Source organism: Myxococcus sp. CA005 (genome assembly GCF_006518205.1).
Lineage (GTDB): Bacteria > Myxococcota > Myxococcia > Myxococcales > Myxococcaceae > Myxococcus > Myxococcus xanthus.
The window spans coordinates 1-17,962 of record NZ_SRLV01000013.1 but is presented as its reverse complement, the minus strand read 5'-3'; the positions used below and the strand labels follow the sequence as shown (position 1 = coordinate 17,962).

The window sequence follows — 17,962 nt, the reverse complement described above, 5'->3', positions numbered from 1 at the left end:
CACCGGGGAAGTCCCCATGGAAAGACGTCATTCCCAGGCACGCTTTCGTCCCGCTGATGGGAGCCATTGGTCCTTACTTCAGATGCGCAGGCCCACCTGTACACCGGGCCACAGGAGCACGCCCCCTGCGTCCAGGTTCGACAGACGGCTCAGGTTCGACACGGGCTCGCCGTTCGAGTCATGCAACACGTTGAGCGTGGGCCCGCCGATGATGGCCAGGTTCCGCGCCACCTGGAACCCCGCCACCAGCCGGAGCTGGTGCAGGCGGCGGTCGCCTTCAAAGGACAGATTCCAGCCATAGAGGGTGTTCGTCACCGCGTCCACGTCCAGGAAGAAGCGCTCGGAGATTGGGATGTGCGCGCCGAGCCCCAGGCCCAGCGACCAGTGGCTGGGGCCACGCGCGCCCTCCATGGTGCCCATGCCCAACACGAGCGTCGTGTAGAGGTAGCGGCTGCCCACCTTGATGGCGGTGTTGGCGTAGTTGAAGTCATTGCCGAAGGCCTCGACGTGGAACTGGCCGTTGCGCGCGATGCTCACCAGGCCCACCGGCACACCGGAATCCAGCTCCCGCGACACGTTCACGAGCCCGAGCTGGAGGCCGCTCATCCGCCCCGCCACGTTGACAATCCCCACCTGCGCGCCCTTCACGTCACCGCCCACATTGACGAGGGACAGCTGCGCGCCCCGGGCCTCCGCCGCCCAGTTCAGGCCCACGGCCACCTGGAGGCCCGCCATCCGGTCCCGCGTGTGGTTGAACGCCACCGCACCCTGCACACCGTCGACGTTCCCCGCCGTCCAGTTGCCGCCCACGGCCAATTGCGCTCCCACCAGCGACGTGCCGGACACATTGGCACCCACCGCCAGCTGCCCGAGCGAGCCGCTGGACCGCGCCACATTGAGCCCGACCGCGGCCTGGATGCCCTCCGCCTTTCCGTGCGCCCAGTTGCCGCCCACGGCCAGCTGCGTGCCCGACATGTCGCCCCGCACCACGTTGGCGCCCAGGGCCAGCTGCAACCCGTCCACCCTGTCCGTGGCCACGTTCGCGCCCAGGGCCATTGCCACGCCGTCCAGCCGCGCCATGCGGGACACGCCCATGGACATGGAGAGATGGTTGTCCACGGGCTCGCCGGCGTTCATCAGGTCATTCGTCTGGAGGCCGGGGAACAGGCCCACGTTGAAGAAGCGCGAGCGGTGCCCGCTGCCCGCCGCGGCGACTTCCGCCACGCCGGCACCGGCGCCCGACGAGAGACTCGCCGGCAGGGGCCCACCGCCGCGCATGGCCGTCAGCTCCCCCTGCACCGCGCGGAAGGCGGAGGCCGCCAGCACCGTCCGGCCGCCCTCCCCCAGCTCGAACTCCGCCTGCGAGGTCTGGTCCAGCACCTTGCGCATCACCGAGTAACGGCCCTTCTGCAGCCCCAGCTCGGTGGTGCGGCCCGCGTACTTCTTCAGCTCCACCACCAGGCGTCCCTGGGAGTCACGGACGTAGAGCCGCCCGTCCACCAGGTCCCCCAGGACGAGCACCGCGGCGGTGGAGCGCAGGTCCGTCATCACCAGGTCGCCCGTGCCCGCCAGCTCGATGTCATACGCGGGGTGCTGCGCCCCGGCCCGCGTCTCTTCCGTGCGGGCCAGCGTCTCGTGGAAGGCGAACTGGTAGGCCTCGTGCAGCGTCACCCGGCCATCCCCTGAGACGTCCGCCGCGCCGCGCAGGCCGGACACCAGGTTGTGGGTGAAGAACGAGCCGCCGATGCGGTCGGACTCCTGGGACACCTCATCCTCGGAAGACGACGTGAGGATGGCATGGCCTCGCACCGCGGAGGACGCATCCACCATGAAGGCCGGACGCCGCACGCCGCCCTTCTGGCGGGCCAGCGTGCCGGACGCGCACGAGTCCAGGATGGCGATGCGCACGTCGGCGGGAAGCGACTCCAGCGCCTTGCGCAGCTCGCGGTAGCCGAAGCGATCCTTCTGGAGGAGCAGCCCCTGCTCGTCGGAGTGGCCCGAATAGTAGACGAGCGCCTCGATGCGCGTGCCCGGCGTGGTCGCCGCCGCCAGCATCGCCTTGAAGCGGACCAGGGCGGACTCCAGCGCCGCGCGGTCGCCCTCCATCAGCAGCAGCTTGTCCTGCGGCTGCACCCCTCCGAGTTCCTCCAGCACGTCGCCGAACGAGCGCGCATCCGTGACGGCGTACCGGAGCCGGGCCCGTCCCTCGCCACCGTCGTTGACGCCCACCAGCAGCGCGAAGCGGCGCACCGACGCCTGCGGCGCCGAGGCCGAGGGAGCCGCGGCGGCCAGGGCGGGCACGAGCAGGAGCGAAAACAGGAGGGACCGCGTCATCACCGCACCTTTTCCAACGTGAAGGACGTCTGGCCCAGGGTATCCGGAAGTGGCAGCGGCAGGGTGCGCGCGTCGGTGGGCCGCCGGGCAAGCGCGCGCGCCGCCTCCAGGACCGACGCCACCTCCAGGGGTGCATCGGACGTCACGAAGAGGAAGCGCTCGAAGTCCGGCGCGTCATCGAGTTCGTAGGCATGGGCCAGCGGCACCGCCTCGCCGGGGCCCAGCTCCGTGCTTCCCGACAGCATCGAGGGATGGTGCAGCGTCACGGCGCCGCGCCCATCCACCGACACCACGACACCATGGCGGCTTCCACCCGACACGTAGCTGAGTTGCAGGACGTCACCGCGGCGCGCCCGGGCCTGTTCACCGAGCAACTCCGGCTCGCCCGCGCCCTGCCGGTGGACCCGCAGGCGCGGCCCACCCTTGATGCGCACGGTGTCCAGCATCACGATGAGCGGCACCGGTGAATTGGACGGCTCCGGCTGCTCCTCCGGCGCGGACATGAAGAGCAGCGCCAGCGAGGCGGCCACGGGGACGCTGAGTGACAGCCCATGCCACCCTTGCGAGTTGCCGCGCCGTGCCGTCTCCGTGCGGACCTGGGACTCGTGCTCGCGCCGGGCCACCTCGGCGGCGACTTCGGCGGGCGGATGACGCGCCAGTGTCTGGCGGGAGTCCGCTTCCAGCCGGGCCAGCCTCGCGGCGCCACCGGGCTCACGCTCGAGCCGGGCTCGCGCGGCGGACAGCGCCTCTGGCGGCAGTTCGCGCAGGATGATTCGCTCCAGAAGCCAGTCAGGGGTGCCAGGTGCCATGCGCAGTGCGTCTCCAGCGCGGCGAAAAGCCCTCGGTTCCCGTGTCCTGCCGCCTCCGGCCTCGCGCGTCTCCTGGAACACCAGCCCCTCAAGAATCTGTCACCCGGCTCGGCTCACAGGGTGAGGACCATCAACTCCTCGTCGAGGAACGTCTCCCCCACCTTCAGCGCGTTGGGCTCCACGCCATAGGTCCGGAACCCCAGCGAGCGGTACAGCGCGTGCGCGGGCGCGTTCCCCACCGAGACCGCGAGCAGCAGGCACTTGAGGCCGCCCATCTTCCGCGCCTCGTCGATGAGCGCCGTCAGCAGCCGTCGGCCCACGCCCCGCGAGCGGACCTCCGGCGCCACGTACATGCCCCACACCATCGCCTTGTGCGCCAGCCGGGCCCGGGACTCGCGATTCAGCCCCAACGCGCCCACGAGCTGCCCACCGTCAAAGGCACCCAGGACACACTGGGACGCCCCCACCAGCCAGCCACGCACGGCCTCCAGGGACAGCGCCGAATCCTCCTCCACCGAGGCCGCGAAGGACTCGGGGTTGTCCCGCAGCCCCCGCAGCCGCAGCGCCTTGAACGCCTCCGCGTCCTCCGCCACCAACCTGCGGATGACAAGCTGCGTCGGTCCGGCGCCGTGGCCCTCCGCCTTCAGGAGCGCCGTGTACCCCGAGATGAAGTCCGGGTAGCGCGGTGCCCAGCCCAGCGACTTCAGGCGCGCGTTGGAGATGTCGCGGTCGCCTCTCAGTGTCTCATTGAGCTGCGCCAGGGGAATGCGGGGCGGCATCGGCACGCCCAGGCGCTGGCTGAGCCAGGCCACCGGCTCCTCGGAGGGCGCGGAGCGGTCATCCGCGACGCAGTACAGGGCGCCGGGCTCGCCGCGCGTCAGCACCACGCGAATGGACTCCACCAGGTCATCGACGTAGATGCGGGAGATGCGTCCGCCGCCGCCTTCGGGCAGCCGGAGCGCCCCCGACAGCAGGCGCGTGTGAATGCCGCGCCCGGGCCCGTAGATGCCGGCGATGCGCATCACCATGGCGCCCAGCGGGAGGTAGCGCGACTCCGCCTCGATGCGCTCGCGCGACGACGGCGTGGACAGCTCCACCGGGGTGTCCTCGTCCACGTGGCCCCGCGCGCGGCCATAGACGCCGGTGGAGGACAAGTAGACGAGCCGCGCTGGAACCTGGCCGGCCAGCGCCGAGGCGATGCGCGTGTCCAACCCCGCGTCGGGCGGCACCGAGACGACGACGTGAGCCCCCGCCGTGCGCGTCAGCGCGTCTTCCAGGTCGGTGACGCGGGCTCCGGCGCGCTCCAGCTCGGCGCGGCGCGCGGCGTCGCGCGTGGCCGCCAGCACGTCGCGCCCGGCGCGGGCCTCCGCCACGGCGAGCCGCGTGAGCGTGTACCCAGACCCCAGGAGGACGAGAGGAGGCGTCATGTCCCCGCGATAGCGAGACCGCGGGGACAGTGCAAGCGACGGTTACGGCTCACCTACAGCTCCGCGCTCGCGCGCGGGTCGATGATGCCGCACTCCTTGATTTTGTAGAGGAGCGCCTTGTAGCTGATGCGCAGCTTGGTGGCCGCGCGCCGCTTGTTCCACGCGGTGCGTTGGAGCATGGCCAGAATCGCCTCGCGCTCGGCCAGCATCGCCGCCCGTTTGCCGATGTCCTTCAGCGACAGCTCCCCGGTGGGCGCGGGCGGCGGCGGCGGCTGCGGCACGTCGAAGGGATTGACGTAGCGCGGCGCGGACACCACCGCGTTCGCGGACTCCATCACCATGGGCGCGTGCGCGGGCGGCGCCAGCGGCGCGACGGACGCCAGCCCAAAGGCGGCGCCGCGCGACGGCATCTCCAGCACCTGCACGGCGGGCGGCGGCGTGCGGAAGCCCTCGTCGTGCGCGCGGCCGAAGGGGCCACCGTCGTCACCGGCGTAGGACGTGGGCAGGGACGGCGCGCTCGCGGGAGCGCGGACCGCGGCCCGCAGCTCGTCGAGCACCAGCGTCGGGTCCTTCAGCACGCACAGCCGGCGGACCATGTTCTCCAGCTCGCGCACGTTGCCCGGCCAGTCGTAGTCCGCGAAGGCGTGCAGCACCTCCGTGGGCAGCTCGGACACGCCGCTGAGGTAGCCTCGGCCGTACTTCTTGAGGAAGTGGTCCGTCAGCGGAACCACGTCCTCGCGGCGCTCGCGCAGCGCCGGCAGGCGGATGGCCACCACGTTGAGGCGATAGAAGAGGTCCTCGCGGAAGTTGCCCAGCGCGATTTCCTTCTCCAGGTCGCGGTTGGTGGCCACGACGACGCGGCTGTCCACGCGCACGCTCTTCTTGCCACCGACGCGGAAGAACTCCTCGTCCTGGAGCACCTGGAGCAGCTTGGCCTGGAGCCGGATGGCCATTTCGCCAATCTCGTCCAGGAAGATGGTGCCCTGGTCCGCCAGTTCGAACTTGCCGGGCTTCTCGGCAGTGGCGCCGGTGAAGGCGCCGCGCTCGTGGCCGAACAGCTCACTCTCCAGCAGCTCGCCGGGCAGCGCCGCGCAGTTCACCTTGATGAACGGACGGTTGCGCCGCTGGCTGCGCGCGTGAATCTCCCGCGCGATGACCTCCTTGCCCGTACCGGACTCACCCAGCAGCAGCACGGGGACGTCCGTGTCGGCGATGCGCTCCACCAGCGCACGCGCGCGGCGCATGGCCGGCGAGGTGGAGATGAGGACGCGCTGCTCCTGCGCCGAATCCACCACCGGCAGCACCGTGCGCGAGGGCAGGATGGGCGCCACGGCCTGACGCTCCGGCGCCCGCGTCCCCAGGGCCCGGGCCAGCGCGTCCTGCAGCTCGTCGTTGCCGAACGGCTTGGCCAGGTAGTCGCTGGCGCCCATCTTCATCGCCCGAACGGCGTCGTCCGCCCCCGCCAGCGCGCTGAGCACGATGACGGGCGCGCCGCCGCCCATGGACTGGTAACGGCGCAGCACTTCCAGGCCGCTCATCTCCGGCATCACCACGTCCAGCAACACCGCGTCGAAGGAGCCCCCTGAGAGCATCTCCAGCGCCTGGGTGCCACTCGCGGCACAGCGCACCTGGTACCCCGCACTTCCGAGCAGCTCGGACAGAAACGTGCGCACCGCCTCTTCGTCATCCACCACCAGCACCGCGATCCGGTCCATCCCCTCGCCTCCACTCGCCCGCTGCATCGAAGTCCGACCCACCCTCACACCGACAACCGGGACGTGCTCCCGACCATCCGGCGAAACTCACGCGCGCGTCGCATGTCCTGCTGCGCCGCGCTCAACAGCTGCGTGGGCGTGCCCACCGAATCCGGGAAGCTCACCGTTCCCAGCTCCAGCGACGTGCGCACCACCTTCCCCTCCACCTGGAAGCGGGCCGTGTCGAAGCGCGCCGCCACGCGGGATACCACCTCCGGAACCGACTCCGCGGGCGTTCCCGGGAGCATCAGCGCGAATTGACAGTCCCCCACCCGTGCCACCGCGTCCGCGTCGCGCACCGTCTGCCCCAACACCACCGCGCTGTACACCAGCAGACGCTCCGCCATGCCGCGCCCAAACTCCTTGCGAAAGGCCGACCAGCCCCCCACTTCCGCCGCCACCACGGAGAATCCGCCGCCGTAGCGCTCCGCCCGCCGCGCCTCCAGGCTGATGAACTCCAGCAGGAAGGGCCGGTTGTAGAGCCCCGTCACCGGGTCATGCAGCGCCTGGGCCGTGCCGGCCTCCTCCCCCGCGGCCGCCCGCAGCACCGCGTCCTTCAGCTTCAGTTGCGCGTGAAGCTTCGTCGCCAGCTCCGAGCCACTGCCCGAACGGGGCACCAGGTCCACGCACTGCCCCCGCTCCAGGCAGTACCGCCGGGCCTCGGCGTCCCGCTCATCCACCAGGTAGAGCAGCGGCACCGCGCCATGGCTGAGCTGCCGCAACCGGCGCGCGACCTGGACGGCCGCGAAGTCAGGCGCCTGCGCGGCCAGCAACACCGCGGCCGGGCGGATGACCTCGAAGAGCGGCACCGCCGCGTCGAAGCGTGTCACGGGCACCACCCGGAAGCCGGCCTCCGCCAGGAGCAGCCGGGTCCGCTCCAGGTCTGCTGCTCGTGGCTCGACGACGAGCACGGTGGGCGGCTGTCCGGCCTTGCCCACTCGCTTCCTTCGCACACCCACCGTTCCACCTTCCCGCGTGAACTTTTCTCCGCCGCTTTTCGAGGCCCACCCCGGATTTACAGCCTCGAACCCCATCCTGACTTCCTCATCCCCTCGGATTTACTAGAGAAGGGAAGCTGGCTACCCATGCTGGGCAGCGGATTTAGCAATGGTTGTGCCACCTTTGACCTCATGCAGCCGCGCCTCGAACTCCGCGGCGTCCACGCGGTGCTTGAAGGCTGGCACCCCCTCGATGACGACCACGGGGATGTCGTAACGCCAGGCAGTGAAGGCCTCCGCATCCTCCAGGATGGAGATGATCCGCAGCTCGAAGGGGATGCGAGCGCGCACGGACTCCACGACGGCGGCCGCCTTGTCACAGAGAGAGCAATTGGGTTTCGAGTAGATATCGACGCGCATGCGGGGCAGGATGAACGGTTAATGCGTGGCTTGTCTGGCGACTTCTCGACGATGCCTCTCAAGGACCTCGTCGTCTATCTCGGGAACCGGCGAGCGACGGGGTCCCTGAAGGTGGAGCGTGGGGACGTGCGCAAGCAACTCGAACTGCGCGAAGGCCATGTGGTCAGCGCCAGTTCCAACCAGCCGCGCGAGTTCTTCGGTCAGTTCCTCATCAATATGGGGCACCTGACCGAGGACCAGTTGGAGAAGGCGTTTTCGACCCAGGCGCAGACGCGCATCTTCCTGGGGAAGATTCTGGTGATGACGGGGCTGGTGCCGGAAGCCACCGTGCGCGGCACGCTCAGCCACAAGTTCCGGGAGATGATTCTCGACGCCTTCCATTGGGAGGACGGCGACTTCCTCTTCGAGGCGGCGGACACGGCGCCAGAGGTCGCGGGACTGGAAGTCAGCGTGGACCTGCTGGACGTCCACCGCGAGGGCGAGTTCCGGGAGACGGCCTGGCAGGCCATCCACGCCGTCTTCCCCTCCGGCGCGGTCCGGCTCTCGGTGGACGAGCGCAAGCTGCCCGAGCGAAAGCCCGGGAGCATGGACGAGCGCATCGTCCAGCTCATCAAGGAAGGCCTCACCATCGACGGCATCGCGCTGGCGCTGCACGCCACGGACTTCTTCCTCTACCAGCGGCTGTATGCGCTCTACCGCCTGGACGCGGTGAAGGTGTCCGACGAGCCGCCCGAGTCCGAGATGTCCGTGGTGGAGGAGGAGAACGGAGAGCGGGGCATCATCGGCTCGGAGACGTCGTCGGACGAAGTGCTCCAGGCCGCGCAGCTCTTCCTCGACGCGGGCAACGCGCGGGACGGCGAGGCGCTGGCGCGGCGGGCGCACGAGATGTCGCCCTCCCCTCGCACGGCGGAGTTCGTCAAGGCGGCCCAGGAGAAGCTCCTGGTGCACCTGCGGCGGGAGCTGGCCGACCCGCCCAGGGTCCCCACGCTCCAGGTCGCGCCCGGGCACCTGAAGACGCTCCAGCTCTCCGCGCCGGAGCGCTACCTGCTGTCACGCATCGATGGACGGCGCGACGTGGCCGCCATCGTCCACGTGTCGCCGCTGCAGGAGCTGGATGCGCTGAAGTTCTTCGCCGGCTTCGTGGACGCGACGCTGGTGAAGCTGACGCCGCGCTGACGGAAGCGTCAGTGCTTGCCAGCGGCGGAGGCCGGGGCCGTCATCTCCACCGGCGCGGGCATTCGCTCCAGCCCCAGGCGGAGCGCCTCGCGGCCCAGCCAGGTGCCTCGGATGCGCCACTTCGGGTCATTGACGATGATGGCGGCCACGGCGACACGCGGGTTGTCCTTGGGCGCGAAGCCCACGAACCACGAGTAGTCGCGGAAGGGCTCGCGGTCCGCCAGTGAGCCCGTCTTGCCCACGGCGTCATCCACGCGGAAGCCACGCTCGCGGAACACGGCGCGCGCGGTGCCGCTGGTGACGGTCTCCTCCAGCAGCGCCGTGAGGTCCTTCGCAACCTCCGGCGTGAGGACGGGCTCGCCTTCCACCGGGAGCAGCGGCGCCGGTCCTTCGGGCTCGAAGAGGATGGGGTCCACCCAGCGGCCCTCGTTGGCGGCCACCGCGGCGACGAGCGCGCCGTGCAGCGGGGACAGGTACACGTCCCCGAAACCCGCGCCCGTGTTGGCCAGGCTGAAGGTCTCCTCGGGGATGGCGGCGAGCGACACATCCGTCGGCACGGGGAACTCAATCTCACGGTTGAAACGGAAGCGGGCCGCCATGCGGCGCAGCGAGTCCACCGTGAGGTGCTTGTTCGTCAGCTTGGCGAAGATGACGTTGGCGCTCTTGCCCATGGCCAGCGCCAGCGAATAGCAGGAGCTGTCCCGCTCGCTGTCCTGCAGGTGCTTCTCGGAGATGCGCCGCTTGCCGCCGTGGAAGCACTCTTCAGTATCCGGTGTGACGCCGGCCTCCAGCAGCGCGCCGCCGGTGATGACTTTGAAGATGCTGGCCGCGGGGAACACCGCGCGAACCGGCAGCCCTCGCAGCTCCGGCCTCGCCGCCGAGTGCTCCGCCAACGCCAGCACCCGTCCGGTGGACGGCTCCAGCACCACGGCCGCGCCGTAGGGCGTCTCGTAGTTGCGGAGGATCTGCGTCAGCGACGCTTGCAGCACCGGGTCGATGGTGAGCTGCTTCTTCTTTCCGCCCTTCTCCTTCACCACCAGCTTCCCGTCCTCCAGCGCCGCGCGGGCCATGAGGTCCGCGGACCTGGGAAGCGACTTCACCGTGGCGATGGGCGGCGCCTTCTCGCGCGAGGGCACGGGCACGGGGGGCACCATCCCCGGCTCCGCGGCAAGCGCCGCCAGTCCACCATCCGGCGACTCGCCCCCGAGCACCGCGGCGGCGGAGACGGCGGCGGATCCTGAAGTCCCCGCATCGGGCTGGGCGCCCTGGGACGCCGTGGCGGCCCCCGACGTCCCCGCGTCCGCCTGGGCGGCCTGCGACGTCGTGTCAGGGGCGGCGACCCCCACCCCTCCGTCTTCGGAGGCACCGGCGGACGCGGGCTGCTCCGGCTCGGTCGCTCCAATGACGAGGACCAGGGGGAGCAGCGCGGCGGCGGACAGGAGACGGCGGTGGAAGCGCATTGCTACGGGGGGCTCCGGGGGGGTGAGCGACGGCTGGATCCTACCGGCTGGGGGCGCGCTGTCCACGGATGCCTCCCTGGTCGCTTCCGTCCCTCGGTGAAATCAGAAACTTGGCGGAGGGGTGTGCAACTCCGCTAGGTTCGCCCACACTTTGGACGGATTGAAAGAAACGGTGGTCATCTGGAGCGCCGAGCTCCGCCGGGCCGTGCGCAGCGGCCGGACGGTGGTGCTGCTCGGCCTCTACAGCATGTTCTCCGCGTTGGTGCTGCTGGTGGTCGGCTGGCTCGCGGGCGAAGTCCGCAGCGCCGTCGCCAAGCAGTTGGAGGGCGCGGGCGCGGATGCGAGCGCCTCCGTGCAGCTCAACGAGGAGATGCGCAAGGGCGTGCTGGGATTCCTCACCAGCAACGACTCCGCGATGATCGAGGCCCTGGCGCAGGTGCCGCTGGAGGTGTTGATCGTCTTCAAGATCACCCTCTTCTTCCTGCCCGCGTACATCGCGCTGATGGGCTTCGATCAGATTAGCGGTGAAGTGGGCCCACGCTCCATGCGCTACCTCACGGTGCGCGCGCGGCGCTCGTCGGTGCTGCTGGGCAAGTTCCTGACGCAGGCGACGCTGCTGCTCGGCCTGGTGCTCATCATCGACCTGGCCATCTTCATCTACGCCCGCGTGGCCAACCCGGACTTCAGCTTCGCCGCCATGGCGCTCAACCTGCTGAAGTTCTGGCTGGCGGCCATCGTCTTCTCGCTGGCCTACGTGGCCCTCACGACGCTGTGCTCCAGCCTGTTCCGCTCACCAGCGGTGAGCCTGGTCTTCAACTTCATCCTGCTGTTCGTCTTCTGGCTGATGGACACCATCGGCCGGGCCTCCGGTGACACGGGCAACCTGCGCTTCCTGCGCTACCTGTCCCCGTCGTACTACGCCAGCGATCTGCTGCATCCGGGCCTGGCGCAGTTCGGCGCGAGCGGAGCCGCCTACGCGGTCTTCGCGTTCGTCTTCCTGATGGCGGCCTACGGCATCCTGCGCGCGAGGGACCTGTGAGCGACGTGGCCATTGAACTGTTCGGCGTCTCCAAGCGCTTCGGCCCCAAGGTCGCCGTCAACGGCGTCAGCTTCTCCGTGCCCAAGGGCGCGGTGTACGGGCTCATCGGCCCCAACGGCGCCGGCAAGACGACCACCTTCTCCATGATGTGCGGCTACCTCTACCCGTCCGAGGGCTCGCTCAAGGTCATGGATGTGGACCCCACCACCCCGGGCGCCCTGAAGGGCCGCCTGGGCGCGCTGCCGCAGGACGCGGTGCTGCCGCCCGGCTGGGAAGTGGGCGCGCTGCTGATGTACTGGGCGCGGCTGTCCGCCCTGGCCGAGCCGGAGCGTGAGGCGCGCGAGGCCCTGGACAAGGTGGGCCTCATGGAGGCCTGGAACGTCCAGACACAGGCGCTCAGCCACGGCATGGCCAAGCGCGCCGCCATGGCCCAGGCCCTCATGGGCAGCCCGCCGTTGGTGCTGCTGGACGAGCCCACCGCCGGGTTGGATCCGCGCGTCGCCGCCCAGGTGCGCCAGGTCATCCGCGACATGAAGGGCCGGCAGACGGTGGTGGTCTCCAGCCACAACCTCCAGGAGCTGGAGGAGCTGTGTGACGCGGCCGCCATCCTCGACAAGGGCACGCTCGCCCAAGCGGGGAGCATGAATGAGCTCACCGGCCAGGGCGCCGAGTTCCGCGTCCAGATTGCGCGCGGCAGCGTCATCATCCCGGAGCTCACGGTGATGCCCCACATCACGGACGCGCGCATGGAGAGCGACACCGTGCTGCGCGTGCGCTTCAGCGGCGGCGTGGCGCCCGAAGAGGTCATCAGCCAGGTGGTGCGTCACCTGCTGCAGCACGACGTGCTCATCCTGGGCGTCAGCCGCGGCCAGCGCCTGGAAGATCGCGTCCTGCAGATGCTCTGAAGCAAACAGATGCTCTGAAGCAAAGCGTGGGCTGGCGGCAGGCGACTCAACCCGCCTTGCGCACCCAGCCCACGTAGAGGCGCTCCCGGCGCTCCATGCGCACCAGTGGATTCCCCGTAGCCTCGCACCATGCGGGAAGGTCCGCCTCCAACCCGCGATCCGTGGAGACGAGCTCCACGAGCGTCCCTGGCGCCAGTGCTCTCATGGCCTTGGCGAGTTCCAGGATGGGCATGGGGCACAAGGCCCCGCGGGTGTCGATGCGAACGGCGGCTTCCATGATCGGGACTCTGACGGAATTTTTCCGAAGACTCCCGAGTTTTGGGGCCCCTGAGGGGGCGCGGCTCCCTGGAAGGCCAGAGCGGCTTGCTTGCGCGTCTGGAATTCCCTCTGTTAAGACCGCCGCCCTCTGCCCTCGTTGAAAACCCGCTCGGGCCCACAATGCCGGCCCCATGGCGAAGGAGCAAGACCCACTTATGAAGCCCAATGTCATCGTGGCCCTGCTGGTCGGCCTGGTGCTCGGGTTCGTTGGCGGCCGCGTCACCACTGGCCCGTCCACGAAGTCCGAAGTCGCCAAGGCCGCACCGAACTCTCCCGCCGCCCCGGCGCCGGGTGGACGCCGTCCGGTGGATCCCACCGTGTTCAAGGTGCCCATCGAGAACTCGCCGACCCACGGCAGCGCCGACGCGCTCGTCACCGTGGTCGAGTTCTCCGACTACGAGTGCCCCTTCTGCAGCCGGGCGAACGTCACCATCGAGAAGCTCCAGGAGCAGTACGGCAAGAAGCTCCGCGTGGTGATGAAGCAGAACCCCCTCTCCTTCCACCCGCGCGCCAAGCCCGCGGCCATCGCCGCGATGGCGGCTGGCGAGCAGGGCAAGTACTGGGAGTACCACGCCAAGCTCTTCGCCAATCAGAAGAAGCTGGATGACGTGTCCCTGGAGCAGTACGCCAAGGAGCTGGGCCTCAACCTGGACAAGTGGAAGGCTGAGCTGGGCAACCCCAAGTTCCAGGACATCATCACCCGCGACCAGGCCCTGGCCGGCCAGCTGGGCGCCAGCGGCACCCCGGCCTTCTTCATCAACGGCCGCTTCCTGTCGGGCGCGCAGCCCATCGCCAACTTCCAGGCCCTCATCGACGAGGAGCTGGTCAAGGCGGAGAACCTGGTGAAGGGCGGCGTGCCCGCCTCGCAGGTGTACGCGAAGATCATCGAGAAGGGCTCCGAGCGCGCCGCGCCCAAGGCGCAGCCGCAGCAGCCCGCCGCCACGGTCCGCAAGGTGGAGATCCCCTCGGACTCGCCCTCCTTCGGCCCGGCCAACGCCAAGGTGACCATCGTCGAGTGGTCTGACTTCGAGTGCCCCTTCTGCAGCCGCGTGGGCCCCACCCTGTCGAAGATCAAGGAGAGCTACGCCAAGGACGTGCGCGTAGTGTTCCGTCACCAGCCGCTGCCCTTCCACCCGAACGCGAAGCTGGCCGCCGAGGCCTCGCACGCCGCGCACGAGCAGGGCAAGTTCTGGGAGTACCACGACAAGCTCTTCGCCAATCAGAAGGCCATGGATCGCGCCTCGCTGGAGAAGTACGCGCAGGAGCTGGGCCTGAACGTCGCCAAGTTCAAGGCCGCCCTGGATTCGGGCAAGTTCAAGGCGAAGGTCGAGGCCGACATGGCCGCCGGCAACGCCGTGGGCGCCAACGGCACCCCGACCTTCTTCATCAACGGCCGTGAGTTCGTCGGCGCGCAGCCCTTCGAGGCCTTCAAGCGCGTCATCGACGAGGAGATTGGCAAGGCGGACAAGCTGCTCGCCGCCGGCACCAAGCCCGAGGAGCTCTACGCCAAGCTGAACGCGGAGAACGTCGCCAACGCCCCGACGGCGCCCGCCGCGGCCCCTGGCGCTCCGGCCGAGCCCCCGGTCCAGAAGGTGGACGTGGGCAACGCCCCGGTGAAGGGCGACAAGAACGCGCCCGTCACCATCGTCGCCTTCTCCGACTTCGAGTGCCCCTTCTGCAGCCGCGTGGTGCCCACGCTGAAGCAGTTGGAGGACCAGTACGGCGGGAAGATCAAGGTCGCCTTCAAGAACCAGCCGCTGCCCTTCCACGCCAACGCCAAGTTGGCCGCCGCCGCTGCGCTGGCCGCGAACGAGCAGGGCAAGTTCTGGGAGTACCACGACAAGCTCTTCGCCAATCAGCGCGCGCTGGACCGCGCCTCGCTGGAGAAGTACGCGCAGGAGCTGGGCCTGAACGTGGACAAGTTCAAGGCCGCGCTGGACCAGGGCAAGTTCAACGCGCAGATCGAGGCCGACATGGCGCAGGCGTCCAGCGTGGGCGCCTCCGGCACCCCGACGTTCTTCATCAATGGCCGCACGCTCGTGGGCGCCCAGCCCGTGGACGCGTTCAAGCGCGTCATCGACGAGGAGCTGAAGAAGCTCGGCGGCGCGGTGGCCGACTCGAAGTAGTTCCCGCTGGGGCCCTGGCGCCCTGACGCGACAAAGGCCGTCGGACTCCTCTGAGTCCGGCGGCCTTCGTCTTTCCAGCCCTTGCTTCAGGAGACGGCGATGGCGTCAATCTCCACCTTGGAGCCACGCGGCAGCGCGGACACCTGCACGGTGGCGCGGGCCGGCGGAGCGCCGGTGAAGTAGCGGCCATAGACTTCGTTCACCCGGGCGAAGTCGCCCAAATCGGTGAGGAAGATGGTGCAGCGCACGACGTGGGAGAAGTCCAGCCCGCTGGCGGCGAGCACGGCCTTCAGATTCTCCATCACCCGCTCCGCCTGCGCGACGACGTCGCCCTGCACCATCTCCATGGTGGCGGGGTCGAGCGGAATCTGGCCGGAGAGGAAGGTCATCTTCCCGGCGTCCACCTGCACCGCCTGGGAATACGGGCCAATGGCCTTGGGGGCCTGGTCGGAGTGGATTGCCTTGCGAGCCATGCGGCGCACCTCGGGGTGAGAGCGGCCCGAATCGGGCCGCCGGGGTTTCCGGGCGCTCTACCACGAAAGGCGAAGGCGGTTAGATGCGCTCGACCGAGTAGACGCCCTGGAGCCGCTCGATGGTTCGCATCAGGTCGGTGAGCTGCTTGAGGTCGGAGATGATGACCTCGAAAGTGTTCACCGCCCGGTCATCTCCGGTGGCCCGGCAGTTGGCCTGGGAGATGTTGACGCCCTTCTTGGAGAAGGTGTTGGTGATGTCCGCCAGCAGGCCCGGCCGGTCCGCAGTGAGGACGCGCAGGGTGACGGGGCGCTTGAAGTCGCCCCGGACGTCCCACGACACGTCCACGCGCCGCTCGGGGTCCGTGGCCAGTGCCTTTTCACAGCCGACCGTGTGAACCGTGACGCCCCGCCCCCGGGTGATGAAGCCGGCGATGGGATCTCCGGGGACGGGGTTGCAACACCGCCCGAAGCGCACGAGGACATCGTCCACGCCGCCAATCTGTACGCCGCTGCGGTTGCTGCGGCCCACCAGCCGCTTCGCCAGGTCGGTGACCCGGGACAGGCCCGGCAGCACCGAGTTGCCGGCTCCACCGGAGGTTGTCGCGGCGGGGTTGGCATCCGCGCGCCCCCCGGCCTCCGCGGCGTTGAGCTTCTCCTGGGGGACGAGCCGGTGCGACAGCTGCTGCGGCGTCACCTTGCCGTAGCCAATGGCCACCAGCATGTCGTCTTCCACACGGAAGCCCAGGTCCACGGCGGCCTTCTTCATCTCGCCGGACTTGAGCAACCGGTTGAAGTTGAGCTGGAAGCGCTTGAGCTCGCGGTCCGCCAGCTCGCGTCCCAGCTGAAGGCTCTTCTCGCGCTGCTGCTGCTTGATGAAGCCGCGGATGCGCTGCTGCGCCCGGCTCGTCTTGACGAAGGTGAGCCAATCCTTGGACGGGTGCTGCTGGGGGCTGGTGAGCACCTCCACCGTGTCCCCGTTCTTCATCTTGTAGCGGAGCGGGACGATCTTCCCGTTCACCTTGGCGCCCACGCACCGGTTGCCCACGTCCGAATGGATGGCGTAGGCGAAGTCCACCGGCGTGGCGCCGCGAGGCAGCGAGCGCACGTCGCCCTTGGGCGTGAAGACGAAGACCTCGTCGGTGAAGAGGTCCACCTTCACCGTCTCCAGGAACTCCTTCGGGTCCTTCAGGTCCTGCTGCCACTCCATCAGCTGCCGCAGCCAGGCGAACTTCTCGTCATCCTTGGAGATGACGGCCTTGCCCTCCTTGTACTTCCAGTGCGCGGCGATGCCTTCCTCGGCGATCTTGTGCATCTCCGAGGTGCGGATCTGCACCTCCACGCGCTCGCTGAGCGGACCGATGATGGTCGTGTGCAGCGACTGGTACATGTTGGGCTTCGGAATCGCGATGAAGTCCTTGAAGCGCCCCGGCACCGGCTTCCACATCTCGTGCACGAGCCCCAGCGCCTCGTAACAGGAGGGCGCGGTGGGCGCGATGATGCGAAAGGCGATGATGTCGTGGATCTGATCGAAGTCGATGCCCTGTGACTTGATCTTCTTGTAGATGCTGTAGACGTGCTTGAAGCGTCCGCTCACCTCGCCCTTCAGCCCGCGCTCGGCCAGCTTGGAGCGGATGAGGTCGCACGTGTCCTCGATGTACTTCTCCCGCTCCTTCTTGCGCTTGTTCAGCTTCGCCTGGAGCGCGAAGAACTCCTGCGGTTTGACGTAGCGGAAGCTCAGGTCCTCCAGCTCCGTCTTGATCCACGAGATGCCCAGCCGGTTGGCCAGCGGCGCGTAGATGTCCAGCGTCTCCTGCGCGATGCGGGCCTGCTTCTCCTCCGACATGTGATCCAACGTCCGCATGTTGTGCGTGCGGTCCGCCAGCTTCACCAGGATGACGCGGATGTCCTGCGCCATCGCGATGATCATCTTCCGGAAGTTCTCCGCCTGCTTCTCCTCCTGCGACAGGCTGGCGGATGCGGAGAACTTGGACAGCTTGGTGACGCCGTCTACCAGGTGGGCTACTTCCGAACCGAAGAGCTCCGTCAGCTCCTCCTCGGTGGCCAGCGTGTCCTCAATGGTGTCGTGAAGGAGTCCGGTGACGATGGACGCCTCGTCCAGCTTGAGCTCGCCCAGGATGCCGGCGACCTCGAGCGGATGGACGAGGTAGGGCTCGCCTGACTTCCGGAGTTGACCCTGATGGACCTTGGCCGAATAGACGTAGGCCTTCTTGATGATGTCCAGGTCGGGGTCGGGGTGGTACTGGGAAACCCGTTGGAGGATGTCGTTCAGGCGAATCATCGAATGAGGAGCAATCGTAACTTTGCACCAACGGAGGGGCAACGTTGCCCCACACCTGGACGTCACCTTCCTCTAGGACACCCCAGTTGGTGCGTTCGCTTTCGTTGACCCGGTGTTTTACGGCCCCGTAGATTCGCCTCCGCACATGTCACAGCTCCTGCTGTCCTCCCTCGCCGTGGTCTGCCCGAACTGTGACGGGTACAACTCGCCTCGCTCGGCTGCCTGTGTGCTCTGCGGCCAGGCGCTGGGCGAGCCCGCTGCCGCGCCCCGCCCCGCCGCCACGAAGCCGCCCCTCGCCGTCGCCCGGCCTGGTACGCCGCCCGGCAGCCGGCCGGTCGCGGTGTCCAATTTCCCAGGCGGCAAGGTGGCGGAGCCGGTGGTTCCGCCCGCGCCCAGCGCCATTCCGCCGGGCCTGCGCCCCTCGGCCCGGACGCCGCCCCCCACCGCCGCGGGCCTGACAGTGGAACGGCCGCCGCAGCAGCGC

The 17,962-nt window shown here is 69.0% G+C and carries 14 protein-coding genes and 1 pseudogene; 5 read left to right on the top strand and 10 right to left on the bottom strand.

Annotated features, from left to right (window positions below):
* Positions 1-78: 78 nt before the first annotated feature.
* The 6 genes from FMQ63_RS08070 to FMQ63_RS08045 all read right to left on the bottom strand — a co-directional run bounded on the left by FMQ63_RS08070 (position 79) and on the right by FMQ63_RS08045 (position 7,682).
* Entirely contained in the window at positions 79-2,334 is a 2,256-nt protein-coding gene (locus tag FMQ63_RS08070; protein ID WP_020479049.1) for a caspase family protein, read from the bottom strand.
* The gene (locus FMQ63_RS08065; protein ID WP_020479050.1) at positions 2,334-3,143 is read right to left on the bottom strand and encodes a hypothetical protein; all 810 of its coding nucleotides are present in this window, start codon (positions 3,141-3,143) and stop codon (positions 2,334-2,336) included. Before FMQ63_RS08065 ends, FMQ63_RS08070 begins: the two co-directional genes overlap by 1 nt.
* A gap of 113 nt (positions 3,144-3,256) precedes the next feature.
* Positions 3,257-4,570, bottom strand: coding sequence for a GNAT family N-acetyltransferase (locus tag FMQ63_RS08060; RefSeq protein WP_011553262.1), 1,314 nt, complete (start codon positions 4,568-4,570; stop codon positions 3,257-3,259).
* Positions 4,571-4,623: 53 nt separating this feature from the next.
* The gene (locus FMQ63_RS08055; RefSeq protein ID WP_011553261.1) at positions 4,624-6,285 is read right to left on the bottom strand and encodes a sigma-54 dependent transcriptional regulator; all 1,662 of its coding nucleotides are present in this window, start codon (positions 6,283-6,285) and stop codon (positions 4,624-4,626) included.
* A gap of 44 nt (positions 6,286-6,329) precedes the next feature.
* Complete coding sequence (locus tag FMQ63_RS08050; protein WP_011553260.1) at positions 6,330-7,358, bottom strand: GGDEF domain-containing protein; 1,029 nt, start codon at positions 7,356-7,358, stop codon at positions 6,330-6,332.
* Positions 7,359-7,403: 45 nt separating this feature from the next.
* Positions 7,404-7,682 (bottom strand): glutaredoxin family protein, encoded by a 279-nt coding sequence (locus FMQ63_RS08045; protein WP_011553259.1) that lies wholly within the window; start codon positions 7,680-7,682, stop codon positions 7,404-7,406.
* 21 nt (positions 7,683-7,703) lie between these two features.
* Between FMQ63_RS08045 and FMQ63_RS08040 the strand changes: the two genes are divergently transcribed.
* Positions 7,704-8,858 (top strand): DUF4388 domain-containing protein, encoded by a 1,155-nt coding sequence (locus FMQ63_RS08040; protein ID WP_011553258.1) that lies wholly within the window; start codon positions 7,704-7,706, stop codon positions 8,856-8,858.
* A gap of 8 nt (positions 8,859-8,866) precedes the next feature.
* On the opposite strand, the gene FMQ63_RS08035 is transcribed toward FMQ63_RS08040, so the two are convergent.
* On the bottom strand, positions 8,867-10,318 hold the full coding sequence (locus tag FMQ63_RS08035; protein WP_216609097.1) for a penicillin-binding transpeptidase domain-containing protein: 1,452 nt from the start codon (positions 10,316-10,318) through the stop codon (positions 8,867-8,869).
* Between the two features lie 121 nt (positions 10,319-10,439).
* On the opposite strand from FMQ63_RS08035, the gene FMQ63_RS08030 reads away from it, so the two are divergent.
* Both FMQ63_RS08030 and FMQ63_RS08025 read left to right on the top strand, forming a co-directional pair.
* Positions 10,440-11,357 carry an ABC transporter permease gene (locus tag FMQ63_RS08030; protein WP_011553256.1) on the top strand — a complete coding sequence of 306 codons (918 nt, stop codon included), beginning with the start codon at positions 10,440-10,442 and terminating at the stop codon, positions 11,355-11,357.
* Positions 11,354-12,262 carry an ABC transporter ATP-binding protein gene (locus FMQ63_RS08025; protein ID WP_011553255.1) on the top strand — a complete coding sequence of 303 codons (909 nt, stop codon included), beginning with the start codon at positions 11,354-11,356 and terminating at the stop codon, positions 12,260-12,262. The genes FMQ63_RS08030 and FMQ63_RS08025 overlap by 4 nt, the downstream gene beginning before the upstream one ends.
* A 46-nt stretch (positions 12,263-12,308) precedes the next feature.
* Here the strand turns inward: FMQ63_RS08025 and FMQ63_RS08020 are convergent, their stop codons facing one another.
* Positions 12,309-12,539 carry a sulfurtransferase TusA family protein gene (locus tag FMQ63_RS08020; protein ID WP_011553254.1) on the bottom strand — a complete coding sequence of 77 codons (231 nt, stop codon included), beginning with the start codon at positions 12,537-12,539 and terminating at the stop codon, positions 12,309-12,311.
* A 196-nt stretch (positions 12,540-12,735) separates the two neighbouring features.
* Between FMQ63_RS08020 and FMQ63_RS08015 the strand changes: the two genes are divergently transcribed.
* Entirely contained in the window at positions 12,736-14,706 is a 1,971-nt protein-coding gene (locus tag FMQ63_RS08015) for a thioredoxin (protein WP_020480766.1), read from the top strand.
* 86 nt (positions 14,707-14,792) lie between these two features.
* Here the strand turns inward: FMQ63_RS08015 and FMQ63_RS08010 are convergent, their stop codons facing one another.
* Positions 14,793-15,179 carry a RidA family protein gene (locus FMQ63_RS08010; protein ID WP_026114157.1) on the bottom strand — a complete coding sequence of 129 codons (387 nt, stop codon included), beginning with the start codon at positions 15,177-15,179 and terminating at the stop codon, positions 14,793-14,795.
* A 79-nt stretch (positions 15,180-15,258) separates the two neighbouring features.
* Positions 15,259-17,478 carry a bifunctional (p)ppGpp synthetase/guanosine-3',5'-bis(diphosphate) 3'-pyrophosphohydrolase gene (locus FMQ63_RS08005; protein ID WP_026114158.1) on the bottom strand — a complete coding sequence of 740 codons (2,220 nt, stop codon included), beginning with the start codon at positions 17,476-17,478 and terminating at the stop codon, positions 15,259-15,261.
* A gap of 145 nt (positions 17,479-17,623) precedes the next feature.
* Here FMQ63_RS08005 and FMQ63_RS08000 point away from each other — a divergent pair.
* A pseudogene (locus tag FMQ63_RS08000) lies at positions 17,624-17,962 on the top strand (hypothetical protein); the annotation flags it as partial.

What these genes read in the sequence shown, in the direction of transcription:
- FMQ63_RS08065 (WP_020479050.1), bottom strand. Translation starts at nt 3,143, where the DNA reads ATGGCACCTGGCACCCCTGACTGGCTTCTGGAGCGAATCATCCTGCGC.
- FMQ63_RS08010 (WP_026114157.1), bottom strand. Translation starts at nt 15,179, where the DNA reads ATGGCTCGCAAGGCAATCCACTCCGACCAGGCCCCCAAGGCCATTGGC.
- FMQ63_RS08035 (WP_216609097.1), bottom strand. Translation starts at nt 10,318, where the DNA reads ATGCGCTTCCACCGCCGTCTCCTGTCCGCCGCCGCGCTGCTCCCCCTG.
- FMQ63_RS08020 (WP_011553254.1), bottom strand. Translation starts at nt 12,539, where the DNA reads ATGGAAGCCGCCGTTCGCATCGACACCCGCGGGGCCTTGTGCCCCATG.
- FMQ63_RS08040 (WP_011553258.1), top strand. Translation starts at nt 7,704, where the DNA reads ATGCGTGGCTTGTCTGGCGACTTCTCGACGATGCCTCTCAAGGACCTC.
- FMQ63_RS08050 (WP_011553260.1), bottom strand. Translation starts at nt 7,358, where the DNA reads ATGGGGTTCGAGGCTGTAAATCCGGGGTGGGCCTCGAAAAGCGGCGGA.
- FMQ63_RS08015 (WP_020480766.1), top strand. Translation starts at nt 12,736, where the DNA reads ATGAAGCCCAATGTCATCGTGGCCCTGCTGGTCGGCCTGGTGCTCGGG.
- FMQ63_RS08060 (WP_011553262.1), bottom strand. Translation starts at nt 4,570, where the DNA reads ATGACGCCTCCTCTCGTCCTCCTGGGGTCTGGGTACACGCTCACGCGG.
- FMQ63_RS08005 (WP_026114158.1), bottom strand. Translation starts at nt 17,478, where the DNA reads ATGATTCGCCTGAACGACATCCTCCAACGGGTTTCCCAGTACCACCCC.
- FMQ63_RS08070 (WP_020479049.1), bottom strand. Translation starts at nt 2,334, where the DNA reads ATGACGCGGTCCCTCCTGTTTTCGCTCCTGCTCGTGCCCGCCCTGGCC.
- FMQ63_RS08055 (WP_011553261.1), bottom strand. Translation starts at nt 6,285, where the DNA reads ATGGACCGGATCGCGGTGCTGGTGGTGGATGACGAAGAGGCGGTGCGC.
- FMQ63_RS08045 (WP_011553259.1), bottom strand. Translation starts at nt 7,682, where the DNA reads ATGCGCGTCGATATCTACTCGAAACCCAATTGCTCTCTCTGTGACAAG.